General features: G+C 58.8%; 9 protein-coding genes. All 9 read left to right on the top strand.

Translation table 11 applies throughout. From position 1 onward, the window contains the following. Positions 1 to 393: 393 nt before the first annotated feature. The 9 genes from KA369_12975 (at position 394) to KA369_13015 (ending at position 13525) form a co-directional block, all read left to right on the top strand. Positions 394 to 1995: an FGGY-family carbohydrate kinase gene (locus tag KA369_12975; protein MBP7736882.1), complete on the top strand. Its 1602-nt coding sequence runs from the start codon at positions 394 to 396 to the stop codon at positions 1993 to 1995. 67 nt (positions 1996 to 2062) lie between these two features. Continuing rightward, positions 2063 to 2749 carry a class II aldolase/adducin family protein gene (locus KA369_12980; GenBank protein ID MBP7736883.1) on the top strand — a complete coding sequence of 229 codons (687 nt, stop codon included), beginning with the start codon at positions 2063 to 2065 and terminating at the stop codon, positions 2747 to 2749. Positions 2750 to 2925: 176 nt separating this feature from the next. Continuing rightward, positions 2926 to 4398 carry an aminotransferase class III-fold pyridoxal phosphate-dependent enzyme gene (locus tag KA369_12985; protein MBP7736884.1) on the top strand — a complete coding sequence of 491 codons (1473 nt, stop codon included), beginning with the start codon at positions 2926 to 2928 and terminating at the stop codon, positions 4396 to 4398. 71 nt (positions 4399 to 4469) lie between these two features. Further along, positions 4470 to 5705, top strand: a complete 1236-nt coding sequence (locus tag KA369_12990; protein MBP7736885.1) for an MFS transporter — start codon at positions 4470 to 4472, stop codon at positions 5703 to 5705. A 42-nt stretch (positions 5706 to 5747) separates the two neighbouring features. After that, positions 5748 to 8681 carry a Glu/Leu/Phe/Val dehydrogenase gene (locus KA369_12995; GenBank protein ID MBP7736886.1) on the top strand — a complete coding sequence of 978 codons (2934 nt, stop codon included), beginning with the start codon at positions 5748 to 5750 and terminating at the stop codon, positions 8679 to 8681. 182 nt (positions 8682 to 8863) lie between these two features. Then, the gene (locus KA369_13000; GenBank protein MBP7736887.1) at positions 8864 to 10456 is read left to right on the top strand and encodes a SpoIIE family protein phosphatase; all 1593 of its coding nucleotides are present in this window, start codon (positions 8864 to 8866) and stop codon (positions 10454 to 10456) included. A 137-nt stretch (positions 10457 to 10593) separates the two neighbouring features. Further along, the gene (locus KA369_13005; protein MBP7736888.1) at positions 10594 to 12150 is read left to right on the top strand and encodes a hypothetical protein; all 1557 of its coding nucleotides are present in this window, start codon (positions 10594 to 10596) and stop codon (positions 12148 to 12150) included. Positions 12151 to 12243: 93 nt separating this feature from the next. After that, positions 12244 to 12945, top strand: coding sequence for an HAD family phosphatase (locus KA369_13010; protein MBP7736889.1), 702 nt, complete (start codon positions 12244 to 12246; stop codon positions 12943 to 12945). Positions 12946 to 12973: 28 nt separating this feature from the next. Beyond that, positions 12974 to 13525, top strand: coding sequence for an RNA methyltransferase (locus KA369_13015; protein ID MBP7736890.1), 552 nt, complete (start codon positions 12974 to 12976; stop codon positions 13523 to 13525). Positions 13526 to 13631 lie beyond the last annotated feature (106 nt).

The raw sequence follows: 13631 nt of genomic DNA on the forward strand, positions 1-13631 counted from the left end.
GCAAACTGTTCCTTCTGTGTCCCAGTAAAGGCGGCGGGCGATAAATATTTAAATCTGTTACCCAATAGGTAATAATGATTATGATATAAAATTTATTTCTGTCAATAAAAAATCATTTCATTGATTATTTTAATAATGGGTGATATTTAGTATTGATCTTTTCATTGACATGGATTAGTAATAAGGAAGGGGTTTAAGGGGCGGAGCCCCTTAAACCCCCCCACATTTTCATTTTCTGATTGGTCTGTTTTTGATAAGACCCGGGCCTGTTTTCATGGTATATATGAATCAGCAACGAAAACAGTACAGCGTGATCTAACGGCGCTATCAGGTCGGTTGAGTTGCCGCGGTGGTCGGCTTGAATTTCCAATAATAACATGAGGGAAATAGAGTATGGCGGAAACGTATGTTGTTACCCATGATGTCGGAACTACCGGCAACAAGTCGTGCATTTATCGCATAAGCGATCGCATAGAGCTGGTCGATTCAAGCCTGGTCGAATATCCCCTCTATACCGTGGCGGACGGCGGCGTTGAGCAGAAGGCCGACGAATGGTGGATGGCCATCTGCGCCGCCACGAAAACCGTCATGAAGCGGTCAAAAATAAAGCCCAAGCAGATCAAGGCCATGACCTTCAGCGCCCAGATGCAGAGCCTGGTCCTCGTGGACGAGAAGGGGAAGGTCCTCAGGAATCCGATGAACTACATGGACGGCCGTTCCGTCGAGCAGCTCGACCGTTATTTTAATACCGGCCTCATTAAAATCGACGGGAAGTGGAACGCCCTGACGGCCCTTAACTGGCTCAGGATCACCGGGGGACTGGCCGGTACGGCCAAGGACCCCCTCTGGAAATATCACTGGGTGAAGGACAACGAGCCCGAGATCTTCAAACGGGCCCATAAATGGCTCGATGTAAAAGAGTACCTGATACTCCGGTGCACCGGGAAGTACAGCATGTCCAAAGACTCGGCCCACCTCACGTTCCTGTACGATACCCGGCCGGGAAAGCTGGGGTGGCACAAGGGACTGTGCAAAAAGTTTGACGTCGACATGGACCATCTTCCGCCTGTCGTGGATTCCACCGATATCGTGGGGAGCCTTCTTCCAGGGCCGGCGGCCGAGATGGGTCTTGCCGAAGGGCTTCCTGTGTTTGCCGGCAGCGGCGATGTCACCCTCACCGGCGTCGGATCGGGATGCCTGGACCTCCATGACGCCCATATCTACATCGGCACCTCCGGCTGGGTCAGCGCCAACGTTGAAAAGCGCATGGTGGATGTCACGAATTTCTGCGCGTCGATCCTCGGGGCCATGCCCGGCATATATAATTTCACCGGGGAGCAGGAAACGTCGGGGGCCTGCCTCAAGTGGGTCCGGGACCACATGGCCCTTGATGAGATCGGCATGTATCTCGACGCCAAGCATGTCGTCGACAAGACCCAGGAGTATGACAGCCTCTTCGATTTCCTGAACGAGGTCATCAGCCAGACTCCGCCGGGGTCGGGCGGCGTGATCTTCACGCCCTGGCTCCACGGGAACCGCTCGCCGCGGGAGGATCCCTACGCCCGGGGCATCTTCTTCAACCTGTCCCTTGACACGGGAAAGCGCCAGATGATCCGTTCGGTCCTTGAGGGCATGGCTTTCCACAAGCGGTGGATCCTGGAGGCCCTTGAGAAAAGGATACCCCGCCGGGAAAGCATACGCTTCGTGGGCGGCGGCGCCAAGTCCGAGGTGGGCTGCCAGATCATGGCGGACATCACCGGCCGGCATATCGAGACCGTGGCGAACACGCAGAACGTCGGCACCATCGGCGCCACGGTGGTGTGCGCCGTCGGCCTGGGGCTTTATAAGTCCTTCCAGGAGGCGAAGAAGCTCATACCGTCGGTGAAGACCTATGAGCCGCGAAAGGAGCTCAAGGGCATGTATGACGGGCATTTTGAGGTGTTCAAGAAACTCTATGACAGGAACAGGAAGCTGTTCGCGAGCTTGAATAAATAACATGTAATAATTCCCCCGCCGCCTTCGGCGGCGGGGGAATTAAAGAAACCAGTTAAAGGATAAAGCCATGGGAAAATACGATATCTATAAGAAACAGGTCTTCGATTGCATCATGGAGCTGGTCCGCGAGGGATACGTGCAGGGGACCGGCGGCAACGTGTCGATGCGGGTCGGGAACGAGGACGTGGTCGTGGTGACGCCGTCGCAGCGGGAATACCACGGCATGACCGTTGACGAGATCTGCGTCGTCGACTTCGACCTGAAGCCCGTCGAGGATAACGGCTTGAAGCCCTCGATGGAAACGGCCATGCACATCGCGGTGTATAAAAACCGGCCCGATGCCGGCGCCGTGGTGCACACCCACCAGATCTACGCCAGCGTGTTCGCGCTCCTCAACCAGCCGATCCCGGCGCTCTTCGACGAGGTCTCCATGACCATCGGCGCCCTTGTCGAGGTCGTGCCGTACGGCCTGTCCGGCAGCCCCCAGCTCATTGAGAACGTGAAGTCGAAGCTGGGGAATCGGAGCAACTGCTACCTCCTCCAGAACCACGGGGCCCTGGCGCTGGGGCCGGACCTCGCGAAGGCGAAGCGCTGCGCGGAGCTCCTGGAAAAGTCCGCCCACGTGTACTGCCTGGCCCTTTCCACCGGGAAAGAGGTCGGCGTCCTGCCCCAGAACATCCAGGAGATGATGGGGAAGATCGTGGCGGCCAAGCAGGACGCGGAGATCAAGCGAAGGGAAGAGATGAAAGGGTAACAGGATAAAAAATAGACCCTCACCTCGCCTCCGGCGCGCCCTCTCCCATTGAGATTGTGAAAAAGGAGAGGGCTTCGGTTCATTCTCCCCTTCTCCTTTTTTCAATTCTTAATGGGAGAAGGGGCCGGGGGATGAGGGCGGAAAAGATATTATTTATTTACAAAAGGAGAAACATCATGAACAAGGCAACCACACAACAATACGGAATATCCCACTGGCCCGATACTGAGGAGCTCCAGAAGCGCCTGTATCACCTGGCCAACGAGCTGCCGATACACCAGGTGGCGCGGGATAAGATGCAGGAATATCTGAAATACTTCGATGACAAGTGCGTGAAGTCCAAGGAGATGATCGGCCGCGCCAAGGAGCTGATCCCAGGCGGCGTGCAGCACAACCTGGCCTTCAACTATCCCTTCCCCCTGGCCATCACCAGGGCCGACGGGGCCTATCTCTGGGACGTCGACGGCAACCGGTACATCGATTTTCTCCAGGCCGGGGGGCCGACCCTCCTGGGCAGCAACTACCGGCCGGTGCAGGAAAAGGTCATCGAGGTCATAAAGGAGAGCGGACCGGTGACCGGCCTCTTCCATGAATACGAGCTGAAGCTGGCGGAGATCATCCACCGCAACATGCCGTCGGTGGAGATGTTCCGCATGCTCATGAGCGGCACCGAGGCCTGCATGGCGGCGGTGCGCGCCGCGCGCTGCTTCAACGGCAAGAAATACCTCATCAAGATCGGCGGCGCCTACCATGGATGGAGCGACCAGTTCGTGTTCGGCATGAGGGTGCCCGGCGTGGGTCCCCTTGATGCCCACGGCATACCGGCAGGGGCATACCAGTTCACCCAGGAGATTTTCCCCAATGACATCGACGGCCTGCAGAAGCGGATGGAGGAGAACGAGAAGGACGGCGGCACCGCCGCGGTCTACCTCGAGCCCCTCGGACCGGAAAGCGGCACCAGGCCGGTGCTCCGCGACTTCAACCAGAAGGTGCGGGAGCTCTGCGACCGCTTCGGAGCCCTCCTGATATTCGACGAGGTGGTCACCGGGTTCCGCATCGGCCTGGGCGGCGCCCAGGGCTATTTCAACGTGAAGCCCGATCTCACCGTGTTCGGCAAGTGCGTGGCCGGCGGCTACCCCGGCGCGGGCGGCGTCGGCGGCCGCAAGGACGTCATGCTCTGCTACGCCGCGGGCATCGGCGGCGGCCCCGGGGGCAAGCGCGCCATGGTGGGCGGCACCCTCTCCGCCAATCCCATGTCCTGCGCCGCAGGCTACTACTGCATCAAGGCGATCGAGGAGACCGGCGCTCCTGTCAAGGCGGGGGCGGCCGGGGACAGGCTCACCAAGGGGCTGGCGGATATCTTCGAGCGCAACAAGCTTCCCTTCGTGGCCTTCAACCACGGCTCCATCTGCCACATGGAGACCGGCGCCGCTATGCTCATGGACATCAAGAATCCCAATATCTTCAAGGAAGTGGGGATCCGGAAAAAGGTCATGGAGGAGATGGGGGCCGCCATGATGGCCGAGGGGATCATTACCCTGGCCGGGAGCCGTCTCTATACCAGCATGGCCGATACCGACGACGTCATCGACGACGCCCTTGAACGGTTCGACCGGCTCTTCAAGCATATCGAGGTGAAGAAAGACTAGGGGCTGCATCGGAAAGCGCGGTCTCGCGACCGCGCTTTCAACACACATATCAAGGGAGGATATAAAACGAGATGGCTGAAGATATGAAATTCAAAGTGTACGGCTACCGGTGGGTGGTGCTGGCGGTCTTTTTCCTGATCACCGTCGCCATCGAGATCCAGTGGCTGTCCTTCGCGCCCATCGCGCGGGAGGCGAGGGCGGCATACGGTTTTGGCAGCGACGAGGGGATCTATATCGATCTTCTCGCGCTTATCTTCCTGGTACTGTTCATTATCATGTGCATTCCCGCGTCGTATATCATCGACAGGTACGGGATCAGGAAGGGGATAGGCATCGGCGCGGCCCTGACCGGCGTCTTCGGCCTGATGAAGGGGATCTTCGCTACAAGCTATCCCATGATGGTGGTCTGCCAGGTCGGGCTCGGCATCGCCCAGCCCTTCATCCTGAACGCCGTGACCAGGGTGGCGGTCAACTGGTTCCCCCTGAGCGAGCGCGCTACGGCCGTGGGCCTCGGAACACTCGCCCAGTACGTGGGCTTCATAGTGGTGAGCATGGTGACGCCCTACCTGGTGGTGAAGAGCGGGGAGACCTACGATCTCTCCGGGATGCTCATGACCTGGGGCGTCGTATCCGCGGTGATCGCGGTGCTCTTCCTGGCGCTGGTGCGGGAGGAGCCGCCCACGCCGCCGTCGGAGCAGGGCGCCGAGGAGCGCCTCCTCTCGCGCGACGGTTTCAAGCATATCATGAGCCACAGGGACATGCGGATCGTCCTGGGGCTCTTCTTTATCGGTCTCGGCATGTTCAACGCCATCACCACGTGCATCGATCAGATCTGCGAGATCAAGAAGCTCACCACGGAGCAGACGGGGATGATCATGGGGGTGATGTTCATCTCCGGGATCATCGGCGCGGTGGTGCTGCCGACCCTGTCCGACAAGCTCCGGAAGCGGAAGCTTTTCATCCTGCTGGGCATGGCCCTCATGACGCCCGGCCTGGCCGGCCTGGCCTTAGCCGAAAGCTACGGCCTGATGATGGCCTCCGCCGCGGTCGTGGGATTTTTCCTGCTGGGCGGGGCCGGTCCTGTCGGGTTCCAGTACGCTGCTGAAGTGAGCTTTCCCGCGCCGGAGTCCCTTTCCCAGGGGATAATCCTCCTTGCGGGCCAGATTTCCGGCATCCTTTTCGTGGTCGGCATGAACGTGGCGGGCATGATCCAATTCATGACGGTATTTATCGTCCTGGCGGTTATCAATATTGCCCTGGCGATTCTTCTCAGGGAATCGCCCGTGATCCTGTCGGGGCAGAAGTAGAGAAGATCCCGCGCTGTGCGCGGGGTATCGGGAGGTGCGATCATGATGGAGCAGAACAGTACTGGACCATACGAAGAAAGGCTGAGCAGGATCAAGTCCAGGCTCATATCGGACAAGGATGTGCAGAAGCTCTTTGATCACATGGTGGGCCATTCCGATCTATCTCCGGAATCGATCATCCACGAAATAGAAAGCGTGGCGGAAAAGATCAATTCGTGGGATTATCCGTACCTTTCCCGTGACCTGGATGAGCTTTCCCTCGGCATCGAGGACGTATCGTTCCTCCTGGAGCACAACCGCTACCAGGAAAAGGAGCGCTGCGGCGCCGACGGCTGCTACAAGAATATCGATGTCCGCGGCGATTTTGCCGGCAAGCGCCTCTTCCTGATATCGGATACGACCGACCTGGTCAGGAAGACCACGGCGGCCATTGAGCGGATCATGCGCGATGAGCCCTCCACACGGTTCCGCCTCTACTCATACCTGATCTCGTTCCATCCCGAGAACAGGGACATCCGGAGGCTCTACATCCTTGAAGGGGAGGAGACCGTGCCCGTCAATACTGACGAGGGAGACAGGGCCGTGGCCTTCATGCTTGACGGGCTCCGCGGGCATGAGCCCGCCATCGCCGTTGAAGACATGAGGGAATTCGTGAACTCCTGCGGCCGCGGCTTCATTTCCCGGGGGCTCGTGAACACCCGCAAGAACAATATCGAGAATTATTTCCTGCCCTGGCTCGGGATGCGCTCCCGTATCAGGAACGACGAGGACCTTTCCATCGACGTCGTCCCGGACCCGGTGGAGGACCGGGCCGCCGAAAAGCTGGTGCGGCTCTGGCTTCCCCTGGAAAAATTCCAGGAGAACTTCGGCACCATCAACAGGATCTTCGAGCGCCGGGGCATCGCCATCAACCGGCAGTACTTCGAGATGTTTTTTTTCCGCGACCGGGCCTTTGTCGCCCTCATCACCTGCATCGACGCGGCGATGCTCTCGCCCGAGGTGGAGGATTTCCTGAAGGGGGAGCTGTACAACCGACTGGTGCTGTTGCAGTCGGCCCCGGTGTCGGTGGGCGAGATCAGGAAGCTCCTCGATCGCATCAGGGGCGCCAGGGACTATGAAAAGCTCGACCTGATCGAGCTGATGCAGAAGAACAAGCAGAAGGAGTACCTCATCCCGCTGGTGTATCTCCTGAACGACAGGAACCGTGACATCCGCGAGAAGGCCTTTGGCCTGATCAAGCACTATCTCCTGAACCCCACGGCGGAGATGAAGAACGATTATTACTGGTCCACTCTGAAGAACATCATGACCGCCTCCACGGTCCCCCTTGAGCGGGAGCCGGACCGTCCCGCCCGGGCCCTCACCGACGAAGAGATCATTAACCTCATCACCTTCCGCGATATATATTACGATGATTACCGGGAGCCCCTGACCGGCGTGCAGTACCTCTTCATCCGCATCAGCGGGACGGGCATAGGCAAGGGAGGGATCCGGGCCGACGCCGATCACGTTTCCTTCTCGGGGGAGGGAGCTCTTTCGACCAATATGCTCTTCAAGACCCTCGGCCTGGGGATCCCCCTGTACGCCGCGGGCAAGGGGGGCATCCTAGGGGACCTGCGGCTCAATAAGCTGCCCGCGGAGGAGCGCGCGGCTGCGCGGGAAAATATCCTTGGCGCCTATGCCGATTTCCTCTACTACAGGGCCGGGGTCGGCCCTTTCTCCGACGTGCCGGCCGGGGACGTGGGCATCGGCGCCGAAGAGATAGGCATCATGTTCCGCCGCATCACCGATAACGCCGGGCGTGACCTCAACCGCATCGTGAAGGGGGAAATCTCACCGCGGTCGCCGGAGGGCCGCATTTTACAGGAGCATTTCGGCATCGATACCGGGTCCGAAGCCGCGGTGCGGACCCTCGCCACGGACCGCGACAGCCTTGAAGGATATACCGCTGCCTCCATAACCGGGAAGCCCGGCGCGCGGGGACTGCGGATACGGGCGGGGGCCACCGGCCGGGGCCTGGTGGAGGTCCTGGCGACGCAGCAGAATTACGGCGATTACGGCGACGCCTCCCTCTGGTCGGACCCGGCCCGGGTGAATGACGCCATATCCTCTGACGAGGATTTTTACCGCCTGGCCCACCGCCGCATCAGGATGCTCACCTTCGCGGTGCAGGGCTTCGGCAAGGTAGGGGCCTCCTTCGCCGGCCTGATCGATCAAATAGGCGGCACGATTAAGATGATTTCCGATGTCAGCGGCACCCTGGCCAACGAGCACGGCATCGAGGGGATTTCAACGCTCCACGGCCTCTGCAAGGGCGGGACCTTCCGCCTCGCCGACGCGCCGCTGGATATCCTTGACCGGAGCCGCTTCTTTCCGGCTGACACGGTGCGCCCCCTGTCGGCCGTGGTGAACGTCGTGGTGCCGTCGGCTCTCGAGGATGTCATCGTCAACCGCGACGACCACCGCGGCAGGACCGTTAATGTGAAGGGCCTGGAGGGGGAGTATGTCCTCCAGGGAGCCAACGGGCCGGTGACCGCCGATGCCGAGGATGTTCTTTCGGAAATGGGGAGGATTTCCTTCCCCGACATCCTGGCGAATTCCGGCGGAGTCCTGGCCTCGTACCTGGAGTGGCTCAACGGCCTTATCCAGGTCTTCGGGTACGGTCGCCTGCACCGGGAGGGGTTCGTCCATCCCATCGTGCATAACCTTGTGGGCCTCTTCCATCCCGGGGCCGAAACCGGGGCGCTGAGGCAGGTGGATGAGCGGGTATATGACTACGCCTTCAAGTTCATTCTCCGGTGGGCCACGGTGGAGACGATACGGCTTTCCCGCACCTACAAGATATCGATGCGCACCGCCTACATGGCCCTGGGCATACGACTCGCGGCGCGGGAGGGAAGGCTCTCGGGACGTTTCAGGACCGCCGTCGAGAAGCTCCGGGACAGCTTCGCCGGCGTCGTTATTCCCGGGCCATGACCGCCGTTCGGAGTTATCTGGATAAACGCGGTTTAAATACTATATAGTATCATCATCGTGACCGATCGATATACTGGGAGAAATCCCGTCCACGATGGGCGGGACGGGGACCGGGCGCCATCAGTCGCCCCGGCCTCTGCCGATATGCCAATAATAAACGCCGCATCGGAAGGAGCGAATCCGTGAACTGGTTATCTGTGCCTGTTTTTATGTCCGCAGCAGTTTCGTTCTATGTCGGATTCTACTATCTGTGGATGTATTTCAAGAGAAGATCGGAAAAGGAACAGCGCTCCTTTGCCGTGACCTGCTTCATCGTAGCCGCCTATGACCTTTTCTGCGGGGGGCTCTACAACGCCCCGACCCTGGCCGACGGCATGTTCTGGCAGCGTCTCCAGTTCGCGGCCCTGGCCCTGCTGAGCATCGCGGTGCTCTGGTTCCTCTTCGATTTTTCACATTATGCGATCGGCAGGATGTTTTACGTCATCGCCGGCTATTTTCTCGTCATCTTCATCCTGGGCCTCGTCGTCAGGAACGAGCTTACGCTTTCGCTGGACAATCCGATGCTGAAACAGGTGAAGCTGAACGACCTGATCGACATCACCTACCGGGAAGTCGATCCCGGCATCATCTACCGGGTGCAGTATGTCTCCATGATGGCGGGCTATGTCTGGATCCTCTACCTGATCGTGAAGGATTACATCGGGGGGAACAGGAAGATCCTGCCCCTCCTCGTTTCCTTTGTCCTCTTTTTCATCGCTGCGATCAATGACGTGCTGGTGGGCGCCGCGGTGTATCCTTTCATCTATGTCGTGGAATACGCCTATATCATCATCATCCTGTCGATGGCGCAGATACTGATGAGCCGCTTCGTGACGCTCCAGCGGGAGGTGGCTGAGCTGAACAGGAACCTCGAGCAGAAAGTGATCGAGCGGACCGAGGAGCTCAACGCCGCCATGGAGGAGCTTGAGGCGATCAATGACCGCCTGGTCCATACCAACGCGGAGCTCGAGGAGGCGCAGCGGATCGCGTCCCTCGACATGGCCATGGCGGCGGAAGTGCAGGAGGGGCTTTTCCCCAAGGAGCCGCCCCCGTCGGAAGAGTGGGATATCGCCTTTTCCTACGTGCCCAAGGCGGAGGTTTCGGGAGACCTGTACGATTTTTACCTTGTTGACGACAGGCTTGCCGGCCTCTCCCTCTTCGATGTTTCCGGCCACGGCATAGCCGCGGGGATCTTCACCCTCCTGGCAAAATCGATCCTCGGCAGGAACTTCCTGGAGATGAAGGGCGCCGGCCTCGGCAGGATCATGGAGAAGGTGGACGCGGATCTCAAATCGGAAATAAGCAATGTCGACAACTACCTGAGCGGCATCGTCCTCAGGTTCCGTGATGACCGCGTGGAGTACGTCAATGCCGGCCACCACGCCCTCCTCATTCGACGGGCCGCCACGGGCGCGGTCAGCGCGGTCAAGCCGGCGGACCGGGACCAGCGGGGATCCATCCTCGGCAAGGACGCCATCGGCGGGGATTTCGACGTGGTGCGGTTCCGCATGGGCGGCGACGACGCCCTGCTCCTGTATACCGACGGCCTTGACGAGAGCGTCAATGTCAGCGGGGAACGGTTCGGCCCGGAGCGCATCAAGCGATTCTTCGCCATGGGGCCGCGCGGATCCGCGCGGGAGCTGCTGGACCATATCCTTGACGAATTCAACGCCTTTCTCGGGACGAAGGGGCCCGGCGACGATTGCACCGTTATCGTGGTGAGAAGATCGGAATAATCGTTGATCCTTCCAAATTGGAACTGTATTATCAAATAAAAGAGTTGACCTTTGGATTATTTGTACCATTATAATCCGTTCGGCGATAGTTAATGTAACGGGAAAATCCGGATTTCATGCTTATCAACGAGGGTGTTATGCTTTCCAAACTGAATGATTATTTCCTTGGCATCTATAACGACTCGAGTTATATTCTCAAACAGAAGGCGAGGATCATTCTCACCATATCCCTCATTGTCTTCAGCATAGTGCCGATTGTGATAATCATGAACATGGTGACCGGGCAGACGGCCGTCGAAATCAATGCCCCCCTTATCCTGGTCATGGCTATAGTCATCGTTGCCATATATTTCCTCAAAAAAGGAAAATACGGCATAGCGTCGCATATGGTGCTGATTATCTCGCTTCTGGCCGTATGGGCTTCGCTTTATCTGGATGATAGTAAAAGCCCCATTGTTGTCCTGGATACTATTGTATATATTCCCGGTATCCTAGTCCTGACGCCGCTGGTCGTTTCCAGAAAAAAATTCGTTATCCTTCTTTATGCGGCGGCCAATCTTGTCATATTCATACTTTTCGTGCTTTTCATGTCCGATAGATTCAAACTGGACCAGAACACCGTCATCGATTACCTGGTCGACAGCTCCATTGCCATTGTGTTTGTGGGACTCATCTCGTACCAGATATTCAAGATCAATAAAACGGCCCTTGACCGCTCCGAGGAGGCGGCCCGGAAGAACGAGGACCAGTACCGGGTCATCAGGGGCCTCCTCGACTCGATCAAGGGCGTTTCTGAAAAGCTGTCGGTGAGCTCCAGCGAGGTGTCGCGGGAATCCGATTCTTTCTCCATTCAGTCCCAGAGCGAGGCGTCGGCCATCGAGCAGATAACCGCCACGTCGGAGGAGATCTCCAGCGGCGTCGACATCGTTTCAGACAGCGTGGTGCGCCAGTACACCAGCATGATGTCCCTCACGGGGAACATCGAGACCCTTTCCGGCACCATCCGGGAGATGGCCGGCCGGATCCAGAAGGCCTTCGCCCTGACCGACGAGGTGTCCGGCGTGGCGAACCGCGGGGGCGATGTCCTCTCGGCCATGAGCCGGAGCTTCACCACGGTCAATGAGAGCTCCGGCCAGATGACCGGCATCGTGGGCATGATCGGCGACATCTCCGACAAGACGAACCTCCTCAGCCTGAACGCGGCCATCGAGGCTGCGCGGGCCGGCGAGGCCGGCAGGGGCTTCGCCGTGGTCGCGGACGAGATATCGAAGCTGGCCGACCAGACCGCGGCCAGCATCAAGGAGATCGATTCCCTCATCAAGGCCAACGTGGAGGAGATCGGCCGCGGCATGGCCAACGTGGAGGCCACGGTGGCCACCATGATGAAGATCATCACCGGGGTAAACGCCATCAGCGCCGAGATCCGGGAGATATCCCGGCAGATGGAGAACCAGAAGGATATCAACCGCAGGGTCAACGAGGAGGCGGGGGCCGTGATGACCATGTCCGACGAGATCAACCAGTCCATGACCGACCAGAAGACGTCCATGAACGAAATCGTGAAATCCATCACCAGCCTGAACGAGATCACCCAGGTCTACTCCGAGGGGGCCCGGAAGCTGTCGGAACAGTCCCGCGACCTGGACCGGATGGTTCGGGATCTCCACACCATGTCCCTCATCGTGGACGAGTGAGAATAACCGGCGGCAACGCATAAAAATCCTTGAATTATAAGCCCATCTTTGCCAGATGTATCTCTCTGGAGTGAAGATTCCCGACCCGGTGTGATGATGAAAAATTCCGACATTCTGGAAATGCTATCAGGCGCGGCCATGGCATTTTTCGACCTGGACGAGACGATTACCGACGCCGATACGGATTCCCTCTGGGCGTCATGGCGGTCCCGCCGTGACCTCCGGGGCTGGATTGAGCGCGCCTGGCTGGCGAAGCTCTACCGTGCCTTCCGGGGGAAGCGAATGGTCATCGATGAATATATGAGATACCAGCGTTTCCGCATCGGCACCCTCGGCGCCGATGAGTTCAGGGCCATGGGCAGGGCCTTCTTCGAGGAATCCGGGCGTCTCCATATTTACCGGGACGCCGAGGAGCTGATAGCCCTGCTGAAAAAAAACGGATGCAGGGTCGTGCTCCTGACCGCGCAGAACGAGTGCATCGCCGGGCCCTATGCCGACCAACTCGCAATGGACGCCATGATCGCAAACCGATTCCATGAAGAGGGCGGACGGTTCACCGTGGCTGTCAGGCCCTACAGCTTCGGCGAAGGCAAGGTCGTCCTGGGCAGGCGCCATGCCGAAGACGCGGGTATCCCCCTCGGGCGCTGCGCGTTTTTCGGCGACAGCATCTATGACGCGCCGTTCCTGGAACAGGCGGGATTCCCCTTCGCGGTGAACCCGGACCCTCTCCTGGCGGCGCGGGCCCGGGAAAAGGGCTGGCCTGTACTGCGCTTCAGCGGCGTAACCCGGGTATAGGGAAACATCTCAGGAGATGGATGACCCCATGGATCGCGACGTCATCAGGAAATTGACCCATCAGGAATTGAAATCAGCCCGGCCCACATCGGACCAATGCAAAGAAATGAAGCGGTTCCCGGTGACCGTGGTGTGCGAGGACATCCGGAGCCTCTACAACGTGGGCTCCATCTTCCGCACCTCCGACGGCGCGGGGATCGAGAAGCTCTACCTGTGCGGCTATACCGGCCATCCGCCGCGCTCCGAGATCGACAAGACCGCGCTGGGAAGCGTGGAAAGCGTCCCCTGGGAATACTACCCGAACCAGTTCGAGGTCGTCCGCGGTCTCAAGGCCCGCGGTTACCGGATGGTGGCCCTCGAGCATACGGATCGGAGCGTCCCCTATGACGAAGCGCGGTATGATTTCCCGGTCTGCCTGGTCCTGGGCAACGAGGTAAAGGGAGTGACCGGCGAGCTCCTCTCCCTGTGCGACATGGCGGTGGATATTCCGATGCACGGCCTGAAACAGTCCCTCAACGTCACGGTTGCCTATGGGATCCTGGTGTATCATGTTGCCGGGATATGCAAAAAACGGGGATAAAAAAATTAATTTCCCATTGACGGGTAACCATGGGACAATAAGAATTTACCTTCTGTGATTGCGGTGTTGTAAAATGTACATATTCCCTGAATAAAAGGGATACTTC

It is taken from the genome of Spirochaetota bacterium (genome assembly GCA_017999915.1).
Taxonomy (GTDB): Bacteria; Spirochaetota; UBA4802; order UBA4802; family UBA5550; genus RBG-16-49-21.

Excerpts from the sequence above, each read along its gene's own strand:
- KA369_12990 (MBP7736885.1), top strand. The coding sequence starts at position 4,470 with ATGGCTGAAGATATGAAATTCAAAGTGTACGGCTACCGGTGGGTGGTG.
- KA369_13010 (MBP7736889.1), top strand. The coding sequence starts at position 12,244 with ATGATGAAAAATTCCGACATTCTGGAAATGCTATCAGGCGCGGCCATG.
- KA369_12980 (MBP7736883.1), top strand. The coding sequence starts at position 2,063 with ATGGGAAAATACGATATCTATAAGAAACAGGTCTTCGATTGCATCATG.
- KA369_12985 (MBP7736884.1), top strand. The coding sequence starts at position 2,926 with ATGAACAAGGCAACCACACAACAATACGGAATATCCCACTGGCCCGAT.
- KA369_13015 (MBP7736890.1), top strand. The coding sequence starts at position 12,974 with ATGGATCGCGACGTCATCAGGAAATTGACCCATCAGGAATTGAAATCA.
- KA369_12975 (MBP7736882.1), top strand. The coding sequence starts at position 394 with ATGGCGGAAACGTATGTTGTTACCCATGATGTCGGAACTACCGGCAAC.
- KA369_12995 (MBP7736886.1), top strand. The coding sequence starts at position 5,748 with ATGATGGAGCAGAACAGTACTGGACCATACGAAGAAAGGCTGAGCAGG.
- KA369_13005 (MBP7736888.1), top strand. The coding sequence starts at position 10,594 with ATGCTTTCCAAACTGAATGATTATTTCCTTGGCATCTATAACGACTCG.